Consider the following 17344-nt stretch of genomic DNA (forward strand, 5'->3'; position numbering starts at 1 on the left):
CGACGGCGGCCAGCACGCCCGGCAGCGTCGCCCGGTCCACGTGGTCCGGGGCGAACCGGGCCAGCAGCGCGAGCGCGACCAGGTCGCCGGCCCGCGTGCCGCCGTCGAGCGCCTTGACGGCCACGGCCGTGCCGTCCGGCGCGGCCATGACGAGGACGCCGTCCGCGCCCACCTTGGCGAGCAGGCCGAGCTCGCGCATCACCACGGTGTTGGAGCTCGTCTCCCCGTGGACGGCCCACGGGTGCTCGAGCATCGCCGTGGCGACGGCGGCCGCGTGCGGATCCGCGTCGGCGCGGCCGGGCGCCGCGGCGACCCGCCCGATGCCGCGGGCCAGGCCCGCCAGCGAGATGACGGCGGCCGGGGCGCCACAGCCGTCCACACCGGTGTGGGCCACCGGCTCGCCGCAGTACTCGGCGATCACCGCGTCCACCTCGCGCTGCAGCGGGTGCGCCGGGTCGAGGTACGTGGCGACGTCGTGCCCGGACGCCGCGCAGGCCGCGAGGAAGCCGGCGTGCTTGCCGGAGCAGTTGAAGGCCAGCGGGGTGGCGGCGGCGGCCTCGCCGTCGCGGCGGACCTGGGCGACCACCTCGGAGGTGTCCGCGGGCCAGGCCGGCGGGCACTGCAGGGCGGACGCGTCGAGGCCGGCGTCCGCGAGCATGCGCTCGGCCAGCGCCTGGTGCCGGAGCGTGCCCCGGTGCGAGCCGCACGCGATGGACAGGGCCTCGCCCTCCAGCGCCGCCCCGTGGCGCAGCGACGCGATGGCCTGGAACGGCTTCAGCGTGGAGCGCGGGTAGATCAGCGCGTCTGCGGGGCCGAGGGCGGCCAGCACCCGCCCGTCGGGGCCGGTCACGACGGCGGCGCCCGCCGTGCGGGACTCGACGAAGCCGTTGCGGACGGTCTCCACGAGCTCGACGGCATCGGACAGGGCGAAGGTCTCGCCCGTGGGGGCGACGGTGGCGTGGGTCATGCGGTCCAGGGTAGCGAGGGCCCCGGACGCGCCGGGCGTCCGGGGCCGGTGGGCCGGGTCAGGTCCGGCGGCATCACCGGCTCACTCCGCGGAGAGCCGCCCGTCCACCATGGTCAGGGTGCGGTCCGTGGCGGAGAGGAACTCGTGGTCGTGCGTGACCATGAGCGTCGCCACCTGCTCCTCGCGGGTCAGCGTGCCCAGCAGGTCCACGACGGCGGCCGAGCGCTCGCGGTCCAGCGCGGAGGTGGGCTCGTCCACGAGCAGCAGCGTCGGCGAGGCCATCAGCGCGCGCACGATGTTCACGCGCTGCCGCTGACCGCCCGAGAGCTGGTGCGGGCGCTTGCCGGCCTGGTCGGCCAGGTCCACACGCTCGAGCAGCTCCAGGGCCCGGGCCTTGGCGGCCCTGCGGTCGGCGCGGGTGGCGTCGCGGTCCAGGTGCACGGTCAGCTCGAGCTGCTCGGCCGCGGTGAGGGACGGGATGAGGTTCGGCTGCTGGAAGATCATGCCGATCTCCTGGCCGCGCAGCGCGGTGCGCTCCTTCCGGGACAGCCCGGCCATCTCGCGACCGGCCACGGACACGCTGCCGGAGGTGGGCGTCACGAGGCCCGCGGCCACCGCCAGCAGGGAGGACTTGCCCGAGCCGGACGGGCCGACCATCGCGGTGAAGGTGCCGGGGAGCAGGTCCAGGCTCACCTCGTCCAGGGCGCGCAGCACGCCGCGCTCGCCGTCCGGGTACTCCAGGACGAGGTCGCGCACGGACAGCGCGGGGGTGGCGTCGGACGCGGCGACAGGGCGCTCGCCGGCGACGCGGTGGGCGGCCGCGGCGGCCGGGGTGCGGAGGGCGTCGAGGTCGGCCTGCGGGGCGGTGAGGGTGGTCATGGGGAGGTCCTTTCTCCAAGCGGGGGCGAGGCGGAGCCGAGGGGGACGACGGCGCCGGGCGGCGCCGTCGTCGGGGCGGTCAGTTGCCGCCAAGGGCGACCAGCGGGTCGATCCGGGTGACGCGGTAGACCGCCACGACGGCGGCGAGCATGCCGAGCACGAGGACCCCGGCGGCGGGCACCGCGGTGGTGGCCCACGAGAGCTCGAACGGGACGGCCCGCCCCGCGAACGCGCCGATCACGGTGGCCAGCCCGGTGCCCACGGCCACGCCGCCGACGAGCACGAACGCGGCCTGCGCGAGCGAGTCCTTCAGCACCCAGCCGTTCGAGCCGCCGAGGGCCTTGAGCACCGCGATGTCGCGGGTGCGCTGCACCGTCCAGATGGACAGGAACGCGATCACCACGAGCGCCGAGATGCCGTACAGGAAGCCCTGCATGGTCATCAGGGAGCCGTTCTCGGACCGGTAGCTGGGCAGGGCGGCGTAGGAGCCCTTCACGGTCTCGGCGACGGTGCCCGCGGCGTCGTCGCCGGCGGCGGCCACGGCGTCGACGTCGGCGCCGGCGTCGAAGCGCACCAGGCCGGCGGTGCCGAGCACCGCGTCGTCGGCGGTGTGCGAGATGGCGTTCCAGTCCTCGAGCGCCAGCCACGTCACGGGGGAGTGGGAGTAGTACTCGGTCGGCACGACGTCGGCCACGGTGTAGACGAAGCCGGAGACCGCGACGGCGTCACCCTCCTGCGCGTGGAGGGAGTCGGCCACGTCCTGGCTGAGCACGATCTGCCCGGGCTCGACGCCGGCCGGCGCGTCGGAGCCGCCCGGGGTGAGACCGATGAACGCGGTGGTGGCCACGCCGGTGGTGGGCTCGCCGGACACGTCCGCGCGGCCCTGCGGGTCCGTGTCCACGGGGTGCTCGAGGCCGATGGCCCGGCCCTGGCTCACACCGAGCGGCTCGACGGAGGCCACGCCGTCCGTGGCCGCCCACGCGTCGCGCTGGGCCACGGTGAACTCGGACTGGGTGAACGACGCGGTGGGCTCCTGGCCCGCCGCGCCGCCGAAGACCAGACGCTGCACGCCCTGCTCGCCGAGGCGGTCGATCGCGGCGGTGTTCTGCCCGCCCAGGCCGGCCGTGAGGCCGGAGAGCATGACGAGCAGCAGGCTGATGAGGGCCACCACGGAGCCCATGAGAGCGAACCGTCCGGTGGCGAAGCGGAGGTCGCGGAGTGCGAGGAACACGGGGCGCGTCCTTTCCTGACGAGGTCTGTCCTGAGGTTGCCTCCACGGTCTCGCGCGGGGAGGGGTCGCCACATCGCCCGCGGCGGCTGGACCCGGTCAACCGAATGGTTGATCCCGGCGGCGCAGCGGCGCGACCCCGGGGCATCGGGCCGTTGTCGCGTCCGGGGCGCGCCCTAGGGTGGAGCCATGTCCGTCGCCCCCCGCGCCGCCGTGCCCCCCGCGCCCACCGAGACCGGCACCACCGCCGTGCTCGCCGGCCTGCGCGTGGCCCTGCACGTCACGTTCGCCGCACTGCTCACCGTGGGGCTGGCGCGCGCGCTCGCGGACCGGTCCCCGGACGCGTCCGGTCCGTTCCCGGCCACCACCCTGGTGCTGCTGACCGCCGCGCTGGCGGGCGTCTACCTGGCCGGGACCGTGCTGGAGCGGCGCCGGTGGGCCCGGGGCGACGACGTCGGCCGCGGTCCGGCGGTCGCCTGGCTGGCCCTGGTGCTGCTGCTGTGGGGCCTGCTCGTGGGCCACCACGGCGACTTCGCGTGGGTCGCCTTCCCCCTCTTCTTCGTCGTCCTGCACGTGGTCGACCGGGTGGCCCGGCAGGCGTGGGTGCGCCACGTGGTCGGGCCCGCGCTGGTGGTGGCGATGGCCGCCGTCGTGGTGGCCGGGATGGCGGCGGGCGCCGGCGGCGTGCGGGTGCCGGCCGTGATCGGCCCGCTGGTGGGCGCCGCCGTGGCCGTGGTGCTCTCCGGGGCGTACCGCGCCCTGCACGCCGAGTCCGAGCGCCAGCGGGCCGTGGCCGAGCAGCTGCGCGCTGCGCAGGCGGAGCTCGCGCGCACGGAGCACCGGGCGGGGGTGAGCGCCGAGCGGGAGCGGCTCGCCCGCGAGATCCACGACACCCTCACCCAGGGGCTGGCCTCGATCGTGCTGGTCTCACGCGCGGCCCAGGACGCGCTCGACGCCGCCGACCCTGCCCTGGCCCGGCAGCGCATGGAGACCGTGCGCGCCACGGCCGCCGAGAACCTCGCCGAGTCCCGCCGCTTCGTCCGCGACCTGCGCGGCACCGGGGCGCCGTCCCTCGTCGAGGCGCTCGAGCGCGCGGTCACCGGGTTCGCCGACCGGCAGGCCGCCGCCGGGACGCCCGTGGCCGCGGACGTCGAGGTCGTGGGCGAGCCGGTCGCGGTCGCCGAGGCCGTGGAGACCGCCGTGCTGCGGGCCGTGCAGGCGTCCCTGGCGAACGTCGGCGCCCACGCGGGCGCCCGCCGCGCCCGCGTCACGCTGGGCTACCTCGGCGACGAGCTGACGGTGGACGTGGCCGACGACGGCGCGGGGTTCGACCCGGCCGTCGTCGCGGCCCACGCCCGGGCCGGAGCCTCCGGCGCCGACCCGGGGGCGGGGACCGGCGTGGGACTGGCGAGCGTGCGCGAGCGCCTCGCGGCGGTGGGCGGCGAGGCCACCGTCGAGTCGGCCCCTGGCGAGGGCACCGTGGTGGCGCTGCGGGTGCCGCTGGTCGCCGCCGGGGCCGGCCGGGGCGCGGATCCCGAGGAGACCGAGAGCGAGGAGACCGCATGAACGTGTGCGTGATGCTGGTGGACGACCACCCCGTGGTGCGGGCGGGGGTGCGGGCCGTTGTCGAAGCGCACCCGGACCTGACCGTGGTGGCCGAGGCCGCCGACGGGGCGGAGGCGATCGGCGTCCTGGAGGCGGGCGAGCCCGCGGTGGACGTCGTGCTCATGGACCTGCAGATGGGCGCGGGCATGGACGGCGTGACCGCCACCCGCGCGGTGCGGGAGCGGTGGCCGGGGGTGCAGGTGCTCATCCTGACGACCTTCGACACGGAGGCGGACATCCTCGCGGCCGTGAACGCGGGCGCCGCCGGCTACCTGCTCAAGGATGCCCCGAGCGAGGAGATCGCCTCGGCGGTGCGGCAGGCGGCGGCGGGGCACAAGGCGCTGGCCCCGCAGGTCGCGGCCACGCTGATGGGGCGCATGTCCGGCGGCTCCGAGGTGCTGTCCGAGCGGGAGATCGAGCTGCTCGAGCTGATCGCGCGGGGCGCCACGAACAAGGTGGCCGCGAAGGAGCTGTTCATTTCCGAGGCCACCGTGAAGACGCACCTGGTGCACATCTTCCAGAAGCTCGGCGTGGACAACCGCACCCGCGCCGTCGACGAGGCCCGGCGACGGCGCATCATCCGCTGACCGACAGGCCGGGGCGGCCGACCCCCGCGGACCCGGTCCTGCTCAGCGGCGCCGCACGTACCGGGTGATCACCGCCGCGGCGACGGCGGCCAGCGCCAGCACGCCGAGCGCGGCGGGCAGGCTGAGGTCGCCGCGCTGGACGCCCAGCCCCCGCAGCGTCCAGAAGACGATCAGGGCGCACGTGAACATCACGCCGACGAACGTCCAGGCCGTTCGCAGCCCGGGTCCCAGCCCCGCACCGGGCCGGTGGCGGGGGTCACGGGGATCACGGTCGTCGCCGGGCTGACCGTGGTGGAGGGGAGGCATCGTCATGCGCTCCACCGTAGGGGCCACGGGCCGGACCGGGCCAGGGCCACCGCGTAGGCTTGAGGCTCGTGAAGACCCTTGTGCTCGGCAACGGCGGCCGCGAACACGCGCTGCTCACCGCCCTCTCCCGTGATCCGCAGGTCAGCGCCCTCCACGCGGCGCCCGGCAACGCCGGCATGGCCGACCTGGCCACCCTCCACGCCGTCGAGGCCACCGACCCGGCCGCCGTCGTGGAGCTCGCGCGCGAGCTGGGGGCCGACCTCGTCGTCGTCGGTCCCGAGGCCCCGCTGGCCGCCGGCGTCTCCGACGCCCTGCGCGAGGCCGGGTTCGCCGTGTTCGGCCCCTCGCAGGCGGCCGCGCAGCTCGAGGCGTCCAAGGCCTTCGCCAAGGAGGTCATGGCCGCCGCGGGCGTGCCCACCGCCGGCTCCCGCGTGTGCACCACCGCCGCGGAGGCCGCCGCCGCCCTCGATGAGTTCGGCGCCCCGCACGTCGTCAAGGACGACGGCCTGGCCGCGGGCAAGGGCGTCGTGGTCACCTCCGACCGCGCCGAGGCCCTCGCCCACGCCGAGGCCTGCTTCGCCGCCGGCGGCACCGTGGTGATCGAGGACTTCCTGGACGGCCCCGAGGTATCCCTCTTCGTGATCTGCGACGGCGAGGACGCCGTCGCCCTCACCCCCGCGCAGGACTTCAAGCGCATCCACGACGGCGACGCCGGCCCCAACACCGGCGGCATGGGCGCGTACACGCCGCTGCCGTGGCTGCCCGAGGGCTTCACGGACGAGGTCATGGACCGGGTGGCCCGCCCCGTGCTCGCCGAGATGGCCCGCCGCGGCACCCCGTTCACGGGCGTGTTGTTCTGTGGCCTGGCCGTGACCGCCAAGGGCGTGGAGGTCATCGAGTTCAACGTGCGCTTCGGCGACCCCGAGACCCAGGCCGTGCTCGCCCGCCTCGAGACACCCCTGGGCGGGCTGCTCGCCGACGCCGCGGCCGGCCGGCTCGGCGCGGACCGTCGGCTCGAGTGGAGCGACGACGTCGCCGTGGACGTGGTCATGGCCTCGGCCGGCTACCCGGCCTCCTCCTCGACGGGCGACGTGATCACCGGGCTGGCCGACGCGGCCGCCCTCGAGGGCGTGCACGTGATCCACGCCGGCACCGCGGCGTCCGGTGAGGACGTGGTGACGGCGGGCGGCCGGGTGCTGGCCGTCGTCGGGCGCGGGGCGGACCTGGCCCAGGCGCGTGAGCGCGCCTACGCGGGCGTCGAGCGGATCCGGTTCGACGGGGCCCAGTGGCGCACGGACATCGGACTCAAGGCCGAGCGCGGCGAGATCACCGTGCCCGGGACGGGGGGAGCGAAGTGAGCGGGGAGCGCGTGGGGTTCACGGGGGCCGAGGCCCTCTGGCTGCCGGGCTGGCGGCACGTCTACTCGGGCAAGGTGCGGGACCTGTACGAGCCCGCCGACGCCGAGCCGGGACGGTCCGCGACGCTGCTCGTGGTGGCCTCCGACCGGATCAGCGCCTACGACCACGTGCTGGAGCCGCCGATCCCGGACAAGGGCACCATCCTCACCCGGCTGACCCTGTGGTGGTTCGAGAAGCTGGCCGAGGGCTACAACGGGGCCCACGCCGAGCCGGTCGAGCACCATGTGGTGGGCACGGACGTGCCCGCGGCCGTGGCCGGGCGGGCGATGGTCGTCAAGCGCCTGGACATGTTCCCCGTGGAGTGCATCGCCCGCGGCTACCTGACAGGGTCCGGCCTGGCCGAGTACCGCGCGTCGGGCACGGTGGCCGGCCTGCCGCTGCCCGCCGGGCTCGTGGACGGCTCGCGGGTCGACCCGCCGATCTTCACGCCGTCCGCGAAGGCCGAGGTCGGCGAGCACGACGAGAACATCACGTTCGAGCAGATGGTCGAGCGCGTGGGCACCGAGGCCGCCGAGCGCCTGCGGTTCCTCACCCTGGACCTGTACGCCCGCGCCGAGGCGATCGCCCGCGAGGCCGGCATCATCCTGGCGGACACGAAGGTCGAGTTCGGTGTGGACCCGGCCACCGGCCAGGTGGTGCTGGGCGACGAGGTCCTCACCCCGGACTCCTCCCGGTTCTGGGACGCCGAGGACTACGAGCCCGGCCGCCCCCAGGCGAGCTTCGACAAGCAGTTCGTCCGCGACTGGCTCACGGGCCCCGACTCCGGCTGGGACAAGACCAGCGGGGAGGCCCCGCCGGCGCTGCCCGCCGACGTCGTGGCCAAGACCCGCGACCGCTACGTGGAGGCGTACGAGCGCCTGACGGGCCGCCCCTTCGACGCCTGACCCGCACTTTCGAACGTGGGGTAGGCCCTCTGCCACGTTCGAAAGCGCGTCGGGCGCGCCACCCGTCAGGCGAGCGAGTCCTCCCAGGCCCGGTGCAGCGCCGCGAACCGCCCGTCGGCCGCCACCAGCTCGGCGGGGCTGCCGTCCTCGACGATCCGGCCGTCGTGCATCACGAGCACCCGGTCGGCGGTCTCGACGGTGCTGAGCCGGTGGGCGATGATCAGGGCCGTCCGGTTCCCCAACAGCCGCTCCAGCCCGGCCTGCACGAGTCGCTCGCTCGGCAGGTCCAGCGACGACGTCGCCTCGTCCAGGATCAGCACGGCGGGGTCCGCGAGGAACGCCCGCGCGAACGACACGAGCTGCCGCTGTCCCGCGCTCAGCCGCCCGCCGCGCTTGGCGACGTCGGTCGCGTAGCCCTCGGGCAGCCCCAGGATGAAGTCGTGCGCCCCCACCGCCCGGGCGGCCGCCTGGATCTCGGCCTCGGTGGCGTCGGGCCGGCCGAGGGCGATGTTCTCCGCGATCGACCCGGAGAACAGGAACGCCTCCTGGGTCACCATCACCACGTTGCGCCGCAGATCCGCCTGGCTGAGCTCGCGCAGCTCCACCCCGTCCAGCGTCAGCGAGCCGGCAGAGACGTCGTAGAACCGGGCGATGAGCTTGGCCAGCGTCGACTTGCCCGCACCCGTCTGGCCCACCACGGCCACGGTCTGCCCGGCCGGGATCACGAGGTCGAACTCCGGCAGCACCACCCGGTCCGGTCCGTAGCTGAACACCGCGTCCCGGAACTCCACCCGCCCGGACGCCACGCCCGTCCCCGGAGCGTCGGCCCCGGGCAGCGGCGTGGGCTCGGCGGCCTCCACCACGGTGGGCTCCTCCTCGAGCAGGCCGGAGACCTTCTCGAGCGCCGCCGTCGCGGACTGCAGCGACGAGTAGAACATCGCCACCATCTCCATGGGCTGGAACACGCGCCGTCCGGCCAGCAGGAGCGCCACGAGCACCCCCACCTCGAGGTCGCCGTCGAGCACGCGCAGGCCCCCGGTCACGAGCAGCGCCGCCACCGTCAGGTTGCCCGTCGCCACGAGCACCGGCTGCAGGATGCCGAACAGGTTGAGCGTGGCCACCATGTCGTCCCGGTAGGCCGTGGCCAAGTCGCGGTACCGCGCGTCGTTGTCCCGTTCCCGCCGGAAGGCCTGGACCGCGCGGATGCCGGTCATGGTCTCCACGAAGTGCACGATCGACCGCGCCGAGGACACCCGCGACCGCCGGTACGCCTCCTCGGACCGCACCTGGTACCAGCGCGTCACGATCGCCACCGGCACGGCCGCACCCAGCAGCACGAGGAACGACGGCGGGTCCAGCAGCAGGATGGACGCCGCGGTGAACGACATGAACATCAGCCCGGACACGAGCGAGGACACGCCCTGGTCCAGCAGCTCCCGCAGCGCCTCCAGGTCCGAGGTCTGCCGCGAGATCACCCGCCCGGACGTGTACCGCTCGTGGAAGCCGAGGCTCAGCCGCTGCGTGTGCCGGAACACGCGCAGCCGCAGGCTCAGCAGCATGGCCTGGCTCGCCCGCGCGGTGAGCCACGTGTACGCCCCCAGGAGGCCGCCGGAGATGAGGGCCGCCGCCACGTACGCCCCGCCCACGGGGACGAGGATGGGCCAGACGGATTCGTCGGCCCGCACGGCCTCGACGACGCGCGGCAGCTCCGCGTCGATCGCCCAGGCGATGATCAGCGGCCCGGCCGCCCGCGCCGCGTTGGACACGAGCACGAAGACCACGGTGAGCAGCAGCGTCCCCCGGACCGGCCGCGCGAGCTCGCCGAGCAGCCGGAAGGACCGGCGCCGGATGTGGCGGCGCTCCGCGCGGGTGTAGTCGAGGTCCTCTTCGGCCCCCACGCCGCGCACGCGGCTCACGTCGGCGGCGCTCATGCCTGCTCCTCCGGTCGGCTCGAGATGATGTGCCGGTACACGGCGCTGCGGGCCAGCAGTTCGGGGTGCGTCCCCACGTCCTCGATCCGCCCGTCCGCCAGCACCGCGACCCGGTCCGCCAGGGCCACGGTGGAGGGACGATGCGCCACGATCAGGGTGGTCGTCCCGTCGAGGACCTCGCGCAGGCGCGCGGTCACGGCCTCCTCGGTGCGCACGTCGAGGGCGGAGAGGGGGTCGTCCAGCACGAGCACGTCCGGGCGCGCCGCGATCGCGCGGGCGAGGGCGATCCGCTGGCGCTGTCCGCCGGAGAGGCTGAGGCCCTCCTCGCCGATCTCGGTCTCGACGCCGTCCGCCAGGTCCGCCACGAAGCCCGCCTGCGCGGTCTCGAGCGCGAGGTCGAGCAGGGCGTCCGCCGCGGGGGAGTGGAGGCCGTCCGCGAGCACGTCCGCCGGGGCGCCGAGCAGCACGTTCTGCCGGATGGTCGCGGAGAACAGCGTGGCGTCCTCGAACGCCACGGACACCCGCCGGCGCAGCTCCTCGAGCGGCATCCGGCGCACGTCCACCCCGTCCACGCAGACGGAGCCCGCCGTGACGTCGAGCAGCCGGGGGACCAGCTGCAGCAGCGTCGACTTGCCGGCGCCGGTCGCGCCGACCAGGGCCATCGTCTCGCCGGGCACCAGCTCGAGGTCGACGCCGTCGAGCAGGTCGCGCTCCCCGCGCCCCGGGTCCGCGTCCGGCCAGCGGAAGCGCACCCCGCGGAACGCGAGCGCGCCGGTGGCCGGGGGCACGACGGCGGCCTCCCCGGTGGGCGAGGCGATGTCCACGGGCGTGGCGAGGACGTCCACGTGGCGGTCGATCGCCGTGCGGGCCGAGAGCGTCATGCCCATCAGCTGGCCCACCGACTCGACCGGCCCGGCCAGCACGGCCGCGGTGGCGAAGTAGGCGGCGAGCGCGCCCACTGTCAGCTCCCCGGTCGCCACGAGCCACAGGCCCAGGGCGAGGCCCAGGCCCAGCACCGTCTCCGGCAGGGCCACGATGAGCGCGATGAACCGGGCCAGCACCGAGGCCTTGTGCACCTCGGTGCCCTGCAGCGTGCGGGCGCGCCCGCGGAAGCCGTCGAGGGCGTGCGCGCCGCGGCCGAACGCCTTGAGGACGCGGATGCCGTGCACCGACTCCTCGACGGACGTGGCGAGGTCCCCGGCCTGGTCCTGGGAGAGCCGGGACGCGGCGCGGAAGTCGTTGCGGAACCCGAACGACGCCCACATGATCGGCACGGCCGCGGCGAGGTAGAGCAGGGCCAGCTGCCAGGACAGCAGGAACAGCAGGACGAGGCCGACGGCGATGGTCACCACGTCCACCACGAGCATGACCGAGCCGAACGCGATCCACCGCCGCAGCAGCGAGAGGTCGCCCTGGGCCCGGGAGAGCAGCTGCCCCGAGGGCCACGCGTCGTGGAACGCCACCGGCAGGCGCTGGAGCCGTTCGAACAGGGCGATGCGCGCCCGGTTCTCCACCCCGGCGGCCGGCGGGAGGATGAAGTACCGGCGCAGGCCGATGAACGCGGCCTCGGCGAGGCCGAGCACGGTGAGCAGGCCGGCGGCCCGCCACACGTCCGCGCGGGAGTCGGGGGAGGAGGGCCCGGCGAGCACAGTCTGCGTGAACACGGTGTCCACGAGCAGGTGGATGACCTGCGGGATGGCCAGGGCCACGAGGCCCGCCGCCGTGGCCGAGGCGAGCCCGAGCACCCAGCGCGCCCGCACGCCCTCGAGGTACGGTGCGATCCCGCCCAGGGCGTCACGCAGGGACGAGGCGGCGGGAGAGGTGGCGCGGGTCACGGGGCTCCACTGTACCCGCGGCCGCGGACGGGACAGGCGGCTCAGCCCCGCGGGACCAGGTCCAGCACCACGGCCTCGGGCCGGCACGCGAACCGCACGGGCGCGGACGGCGCGGTCCCCAGGCCGGCCGACACCTCGAGGGGGACGGTCCGCCCCGCGGCCGTCCACGTCGAGACCCCGGAGGCCTGTCGGCGGGGCAGGTCGCAGTTGGTGACGAGCGCGCCGAGGAACGGCACGCACACCTGCCCGCCGTGGGTGTGGCCGGCGAGCAGCAGGTCGGCGCCGTCGGCGGTCATGGCGTCCAGCACGCGGCGGTACGGGGCGTGGGTGACGCCCAGCCGGAACCGCCCGTCGTCGCCGGGCCGCCCGGCGCCGTCGTCGGGCGCGGAGCCGGGGAAGCCGGCCCAGGCGTCCAGACCGAGGTGCGGGTCGTCGGTGCCGGCGGCGAGGACCTCGAGCGTGGTCCCGGCGCGGGTCGGCACGGCCAGAGCGGCGCCCCGGTTCGTCAGGTCGGCCCAGCCGGCGGCGCGGAACGCGCCGAACAGGACGTCGGAGGGAAGCCGGGGCCGGTCCGCGTCCATGCGCGAGGGGCCCGCGAAGTACCGCAGGGGGTTGGCCGCCTTGGGCGCGTAGTAGTCGTTGGAGCCGGGCACGAACACGCCGGGCCGCGCCAGCAGCGGCCCGAGCGCGTCGAGCACGAGCGGCACCGACGCCGCGGCGGACACGTTGTCTCCCGTGTTGACCACGAGGTCAGGCTCGAGTGCATCCAGCCCGCGCAGCCACGCCCGCTTGGCCCGGTGCCGGGGCAGCAGGTGGATGTCCGAGAGGTGCAGCACCCGCAACGGCGCCGACCCGGCCGGCAGCACGGCCAGTCGGTGCGTGCGCACCGTCCGGGCCTCAGCCTCGGCGAGGCCCCAGGCCAGGCCGAGGCCCGCCGTCGCGGCCATCCCGACGGCGGCAGGCGCTGCGGAACGGAGCATGCGGCGGGTGGGGGAGGCGGCGGGGGGCATCGCGGTCAGAAGCCCGGGACCGCCTCGGGCAACGGCCCGCCTCGGTCCAGGTCGTCGATGTGGAACTGGCGTCCGTCCGGGTGCTCGCCGGCCTCGCCCGGGTCCTCCGACTGCGGGCCGTCCCACTCGGGCAGTTCACCCGGCGGGAACTTCTCCTTGGCCAACTGGTTGTACTCGAGCCAGGACGGGCCGTTGATGGAGGTCGAGTAGAACGGGTTGCGGACCTCGCCGTTGACGGTCTCGCCCGTCATGGACTTCAGGTTGTTGTAGCGGCCGGTCCACACGGCGGTGGCCAGCTTGCTGGTGAATCCGACGAACCACGTGGAGGACACGTTGTCGTTCGTGCCCGTCTTGCCGCCGAACTCGTAGCCGGCGCCCTCCTCGGCGATGTTGAAGCCGGCGATGTGGCGCAGGACCGGCATCAGCTCCCGGACGTGGTCCGGGTCGATGACCTGGTCGCACTGAGGGTCGGCGACGTCGTACTGGTTGCCGACGGTGTCCGTGACCTCCAGGATGGCGCGCGGCTCGCAGTACAGGCCGTTCGCGGCGATGGCGGCGTACGCGCCGGCCAAGGACAGCGGGGCCACCGAGTCCTTGCCGAGCAGGAAGGACGGGTCGTCCGGCTGCAGCGGGGAGCTGTCCAGGGCGCGGGTGATGCCCAGCTGGGTGGTGAGGCTCGTGATGTCGCACAGGTCCAGCTGGTACGCGGTGGCGACGGTCGGGGTGTTCACCGACCAGAAGAGGCCCTCGTCCACGCGCACCTGCCGCAGCATGCCCGGGATCACGTTCTTGAACTGCCAGGTGCCGCCGATCGTGGTGTAGCCGCCCGGGCGGCACGAGGCAGCGAACCGCGTGCCCGTGGGGTAGACGTTCCGGGAGGCGTCCACGGAGTCGACCAGGCGGTTGCCGTTGCGCAGCCACGTCAGTGCCACGAAGGGCTTGAGCGTGGAGCCGGCCTGGAAGCCCTGGCCGCCACCCCACTGCTTGTCCACGTTGAAGTTCAGCGAGGTGTGGCCGAGCTCGTCCTGGATGGCGTACTCGGTGTTCTGGGCCATGGTGCGGATGTTGCCGGTGCCGGCCTCCACCGAGGTGAGCGCGTGGCCGGCGCCCAGCGACTCGTTGTTGGGCACCGAGGCGCGCAGGTTCTTCTCGGTCTCCTTCTGGAGCGTCGAGTCGATCGTTGTGCGGATGGTGAGTCCGCCGCGGTCCAGCAGGGCCTGGCGGGACTGGACGTCCGGGCCGAACGTGGGGTCGGCGAGGATCTGCCGCTCCACGTAGTCGCAGAAGTAGGTGCCGAACTTGGCGTAGAGGCAGCCCGAGGGGCGGGACTCCATGACCACCTCCATCGGCTGGGCGACGGCGTGGTCGTACTCCTCCTGGGAGAGGTAGCCGTTGTCCTTCATCGCGTTCAGCACGAGGTTGCGCCGCTCCGTGGCCTCCTCCGGGTTGCGGGCCGGGTTGAACCGGGTGGGGGACTGGACCATGCCGGCCAGCGTGGCGGCCTCCCAGCTCTCCAGGTCGGCGGCGGACTTGCCGAACACGTACTGCGAGGCAGCCTCGACCCCGTAGGCACGGCCGGAGAACAGCACGATGTTGAGGTAGCCCTCGAGGATCTCGTCCTTCGACATCTGCTTCTCGACGGCGACGGCCAGCTTGATCTCCTTGACCTTGTCCGCGATGTTCTTGGAGCCGGAGAGGGTGAGGCGGGAGTCGCCGCGGATCTGCTGCACGTTCACCAGCATGTTGTTCACGAACTGCTGGGTGAGGGTGGAGGCGCCCTGCGTGGAGTCGGAGGTGGCGTTGTTGACGGTCGCGCGAATGAGGCCGCGCGCGTCCACGCCGTCGTGATCGTAGAAGCGCTCGTCCTCGATGGCCACGATCGCGTGCTGCATGTGCTTTGAGATCTTGTCCAGTGGGACCGGGGTGCGGTTCTCCTCATAGAAGACGGCGATCTCCTCACCGTCCTCCGAGAGGATGCGCGACGGGACGGACACCGGCTCCGCGGGCAGCTCGTCCGGCAGCTCGTCCAGCATCTCCCGACCCGACGCGGCGGCGACACCGGCCAGGCCCGCGACGGGCAGCAGGAGGGCCGCCACGAGCAGGCCAGCCAGCGCCGACAGGCCCACGAAGGCGAGGAGGCGGCCGGGGGCGCTCGAGGGCGCGGGGAAGCGGGTCGTGCGGGAGGCCATGGGCGCGAGTGTAGCGCGGGCACCTGGGACCTCTTCCGGGGTCCGCGCCGGTGGCTAGGGTGGGTCCCATGACTCAGCAGACGCAGTGGGAGTACGCCACGATCCCCCTCCTCATCCACGCGACCAAGCAGATCCTCGACCAGTGGGGTGAGGACGGCTGGGAGCTCGTCACGGTGATCCCGGGCCCCGAGGGGAACAACCCCGTGGCCTACCTCAAGCGTCCGAAGGCGGCGTGAACGTGACGGCGCAGTCCTCGGCCCCCGCCTGGGGCGACGGCGCAGTCGCGGCCCGCCTCGCGGAGCTCGGCATCGACCGACCCGCCGTCGCGGCGCCGGTCGGCTCCTATGTCCCGGCCCTGCGGGACGGCGACCTCGTGCTGACCTCCGGCCAGCTCCCCTTCGTGGCCGGCGCCCTGCCCGCCACTGGCAAGGTGGGCGCGGAGGTCACCCCGGAACGCGCCCAGGAGCTCGCGCGGGTGTGCGCCGTGAACGCGGTGGCCGCGGTGCACGAGCTGTTGGGCGACCTGGACCGGGTCGCCCAGGTCGTCAAGGTCGTCGGTTTCGTGGCCTCCGACCCCGCGTTCACCGGTCAGCCCGGCGTGGTGAACGGCGCCTCGGACGTGCTGGCCGAGATCTTCGGCGAGGTCGGCCGCCACGCGCGCTCCGCCGTCGGCGTGGCCGTGCTGCCCATGGATGCTCCCGTCGAGGTGGAGATCACCGTCCGTGTCCGCTGATCCGGCCGGCCTGCTGCTGCCGGTCCCGGAGCAGGAGGAGGACCTCACCCGCCAGTGGCTGGACCGGCGCTTCCGCCAGGTGCGCCCGGCCCGGCCCGGGTCGGCCGTGGTGCTCGTACGCGACGGCGACGACGGCCCGGAGGTCTTCCTCCGTCACCGCGCGGGACGCACCCCGCTCGGCCGCGTGGGTCTGCCCGGCGGCGCGCTCATCGAGTCCGACGCCGACTCCTGCCCGTGGTACGGTCCCGAGCCCTCCCAGTGGGCCCGCACGTTCGGGACCACGGACCGGCGGCGTGCGCGGCAGCACGTGGTGGCCGCCGTCCGTGAGCTCCACGACGAGGCCGGAGTGCTCCTCGCCGGTCGCTCCGACACGGACGTCGTGTCCACGGCGCGCGTCGAGACCTGGGGCGGGGGCCGCAGCTCCCTCGAGGAGGGCTCGGAGAGTCTGCCCCATCTGCTGGCCTCGCGCGGCCTCGGACTGCGCGCCGACCTGCTGCGCCCCGTCATGCGCTGGCATTCCGCGCCCCACGTCCACCGACGTTTCGACACGGCCGTGTTCGCCACGACGACCCCACCGGTGCAGTCCGCGCCGGCATCCGAGGAACCCGGTCCCGAACTCCAGGCGTGGGTGCCCGCGTGTCGCGCGCTGGCCGGCCCGCTGCGGCTGCCCGGACCCGCCGGGGCGGAGGGCACGGCACCCTTCGACCAGGTGGCGACCCCGCTGACGCAGGTGATCGTGCGTCGGGTCGCGGCGCACCGGACGGCCGCCGCCTTCCTGCTCTCCGTCACGCCCTGTGCCCGGCGTGGCCCCGTGCCGGAATACCACCTGGTCACCGAGGCCGGCGACGACGGCACCCCCCGGATGCGGGTGGAGCGGGCCACCCGGGACTGACCGGGGTGGCCCGCTCCAGGGCGGGGAGCGTCAGCGCGAACGCTGGCGCAGACGCTGCAGGTCCAGGATGACCACGGCGCGGTTCTCCAGGCGGATCCAGCCGCGCTGGACGAACTCGGCCAGGGCCTTGTTCACGGTCTCGCGGGACGCGCCCACCAGCTGGGCGAGTTCCTCCTGCGTGAGGTCGTGCGCCACCAGCAGGCCGTCCGCGGCCGGGCGGCCGAAGCGGTCCGCGAGGTCCAGGAGCGCCTTGGCCACGCGGCCCGGCACGTCCGAGAACACCAGGTCCGCCAGGGACTCGTTGGTCTTGGACAGACGCTGGGCCAGGGCCTGGAGCAGCTGGACCGACACGTCCGGCGACGAGGCGATGGCGCGGCGCAGGTTCTCGTGGCGCAGACCGGCCAGGCGCGTGGCGGACACCGCGGTGGCGGTGGCGTTGCGCGGGGCGGGGTTGAACAGGGCCATTTCGCCGAAGATCTCGCCGGGGCCGAGCACGGCCACGAGGTTCTCGCGGCCGTCCGAGGCGGTGCGGCCGAGCTTGATCTTGCCGGACATGATCACGTACAGCTGATCGCCCTGGTCGCCCTCGTGGAACGCGGACGCGCCGCGGGAGAGCTCGACCTCGGTCAGCTCCGAGGTGAGGATGGCGAACACCTCGTCGTCCAGGTTGGTGAACAGCGGAGCCTTCCGCAGAACCTCGAGATCCATGTGTGCGTGTCCTCTCTGTGGCCAGTTCCTCACACCGCGGCGGAGGAGCCGCCCGGTTCACTGGCGTCCATTGTGCCCCATACCCCAGTGCGGGCCGATACCCTGGATCCTCCACCGGGTGCGCGGGCCGTCCCCGTGCGTGGCCGGTGCCGTCACATCCGAAGGAGGTCGC

16 protein-coding genes are annotated in these 17344 nt (G+C 74.5%); 7 read left to right on the top strand and 9 right to left on the bottom strand.

Features of this window, described 5'->3' with window-relative positions:
- The 3 genes from QL983_RS02240 to QL983_RS02250 form a co-directional block, all read right to left on the bottom strand.
- Positions 1–967, bottom strand: a 967-nt coding sequence (locus tag QL983_RS02240; protein ID WP_290151153.1) for an asparaginase, incomplete at its 3' end; no start/stop codon positions are given.
- Between the two features lie 81 nt (positions 968–1048).
- Positions 1049–1846 (bottom strand): ABC transporter ATP-binding protein, encoded by a 798-nt coding sequence (locus QL983_RS02245; protein WP_095347356.1) that lies wholly within the window; start codon positions 1844–1846, stop codon positions 1049–1051.
- Positions 1847–1925: 79 nt separating this feature from the next.
- Positions 1926–3077: an ABC transporter permease gene (locus QL983_RS02250; protein WP_095347355.1), complete on the bottom strand. Its 1152-nt coding sequence runs from the start codon at positions 3075–3077 to the stop codon at positions 1926–1928.
- Positions 3078–3263: 186 nt separating this feature from the next.
- Here QL983_RS02250 and QL983_RS02255 point away from each other — a divergent pair, with 186 nt between their 5' ends.
- Together QL983_RS02255 and QL983_RS02260 are read left to right on the top strand one after the other, a co-directional pair.
- Positions 3264–4640, top strand: coding sequence for a sensor histidine kinase (locus QL983_RS02255; protein WP_069941144.1), 1377 nt, complete (start codon positions 3264–3266; stop codon positions 4638–4640).
- Positions 4637–5266: a response regulator transcription factor gene (locus tag QL983_RS02260; RefSeq protein WP_069941145.1), complete on the top strand. Its 630-nt coding sequence runs from the start codon at positions 4637–4639 to the stop codon at positions 5264–5266. The genes QL983_RS02255 and QL983_RS02260 overlap by 4 nt, the downstream gene beginning before the upstream one ends.
- A 42-nt stretch (positions 5267–5308) precedes the next feature.
- On the opposite strand, the gene QL983_RS02265 is transcribed toward QL983_RS02260, so the two are convergent.
- The gene (locus QL983_RS02265) at positions 5309–5578 is read right to left on the bottom strand and encodes a hypothetical protein (RefSeq protein ID WP_069941146.1); all 270 of its coding nucleotides are present in this window, start codon (positions 5576–5578) and stop codon (positions 5309–5311) included.
- A 62-nt stretch (positions 5579–5640) separates the two neighbouring features.
- On the opposite strand from QL983_RS02265, the gene purD reads away from it, so the two are divergent.
- Complete coding sequence (gene purD / locus QL983_RS02270; RefSeq protein WP_069941147.1) at positions 5641–6930, top strand: phosphoribosylamine--glycine ligase; 1290 nt, start codon at positions 5641–5643, stop codon at positions 6928–6930.
- Positions 6927–7874: a phosphoribosylaminoimidazolesuccinocarboxamide synthase gene (locus tag QL983_RS02275; RefSeq protein ID WP_122054582.1), complete on the top strand. Its 948-nt coding sequence runs from the start codon at positions 6927–6929 to the stop codon at positions 7872–7874. Before purD ends, QL983_RS02275 begins: the two co-directional genes overlap by 4 nt.
- 65 nt (positions 7875–7939) lie before the next feature.
- On the opposite strand, the gene QL983_RS02280 is transcribed toward QL983_RS02275, so the two are convergent.
- The 4 genes from QL983_RS02280 to QL983_RS02295 are packed head-to-tail and all read right to left on the bottom strand — an operon-like array spanning position 7940 to position 14839.
- Positions 7940–9805 carry an ABC transporter ATP-binding protein gene (locus QL983_RS02280; protein WP_036314267.1) on the bottom strand — a complete coding sequence of 622 codons (1866 nt, stop codon included), beginning with the start codon at positions 9803–9805 and terminating at the stop codon, positions 7940–7942.
- Positions 9802–11640: an ABC transporter ATP-binding protein gene (locus QL983_RS02285; RefSeq protein WP_036314269.1), complete on the bottom strand. Its 1839-nt coding sequence runs from the start codon at positions 11638–11640 to the stop codon at positions 9802–9804. Before QL983_RS02285 ends, QL983_RS02280 begins: the two co-directional genes overlap by 4 nt.
- 41 nt (positions 11641–11681) lie before the next feature.
- Positions 11682–12650 carry a metallophosphoesterase gene (locus QL983_RS02290; protein WP_230297318.1) on the bottom strand — a complete coding sequence of 323 codons (969 nt, stop codon included), beginning with the start codon at positions 12648–12650 and terminating at the stop codon, positions 11682–11684.
- A 5-nt stretch (positions 12651–12655) separates the two neighbouring features.
- Complete coding sequence (locus QL983_RS02295; protein WP_036338242.1) at positions 12656–14839, bottom strand: transglycosylase domain-containing protein; 2184 nt, start codon at positions 14837–14839, stop codon at positions 12656–12658.
- 68 nt (positions 14840–14907) lie between these two features.
- Between QL983_RS02295 and QL983_RS02300 the strand changes: the two genes are divergently transcribed.
- Genes QL983_RS02300 through QL983_RS02310 form a run of 3 tightly spaced genes read left to right on the top strand, consistent with a single transcriptional unit; the run spans position 14908 to position 16464 of the window.
- Positions 14908–15075 (top strand): DUF4177 domain-containing protein, encoded by a 168-nt coding sequence (locus QL983_RS02300; protein ID WP_010080276.1) that lies wholly within the window; start codon positions 14908–14910, stop codon positions 15073–15075.
- Positions 15072–15572: a RidA family protein gene (locus QL983_RS02305; RefSeq protein WP_069941149.1), complete on the top strand. Its 501-nt coding sequence runs from the start codon at positions 15072–15074 to the stop codon at positions 15570–15572. The genes QL983_RS02300 and QL983_RS02305 overlap by 4 nt, the downstream gene beginning before the upstream one ends.
- Positions 15562–16464, top strand: a complete 903-nt coding sequence (locus QL983_RS02310) for an NUDIX hydrolase (protein ID WP_230297317.1) — start codon at positions 15562–15564, stop codon at positions 16462–16464. Before QL983_RS02305 ends, QL983_RS02310 begins: the two co-directional genes overlap by 11 nt.
- 30 nt (positions 16465–16494) lie before the next feature.
- Here QL983_RS02310 and QL983_RS02315 read toward each other — a convergent pair whose 3' ends face one another.
- Positions 16495–17172 (bottom strand): Crp/Fnr family transcriptional regulator, encoded by a 678-nt coding sequence (locus QL983_RS02315; RefSeq protein ID WP_002854021.1) that lies wholly within the window; start codon positions 17170–17172, stop codon positions 16495–16497.
- Positions 17173–17344 lie beyond the last annotated feature (172 nt).

The sequence above is a fragment of the Micrococcus sp. APC 4021 genome, assembly GCF_030407635.1.
Classification (GTDB): Bacteria; Actinomycetota; Actinomycetes; order Actinomycetales; family Micrococcaceae; genus Micrococcus; species Micrococcus luteus.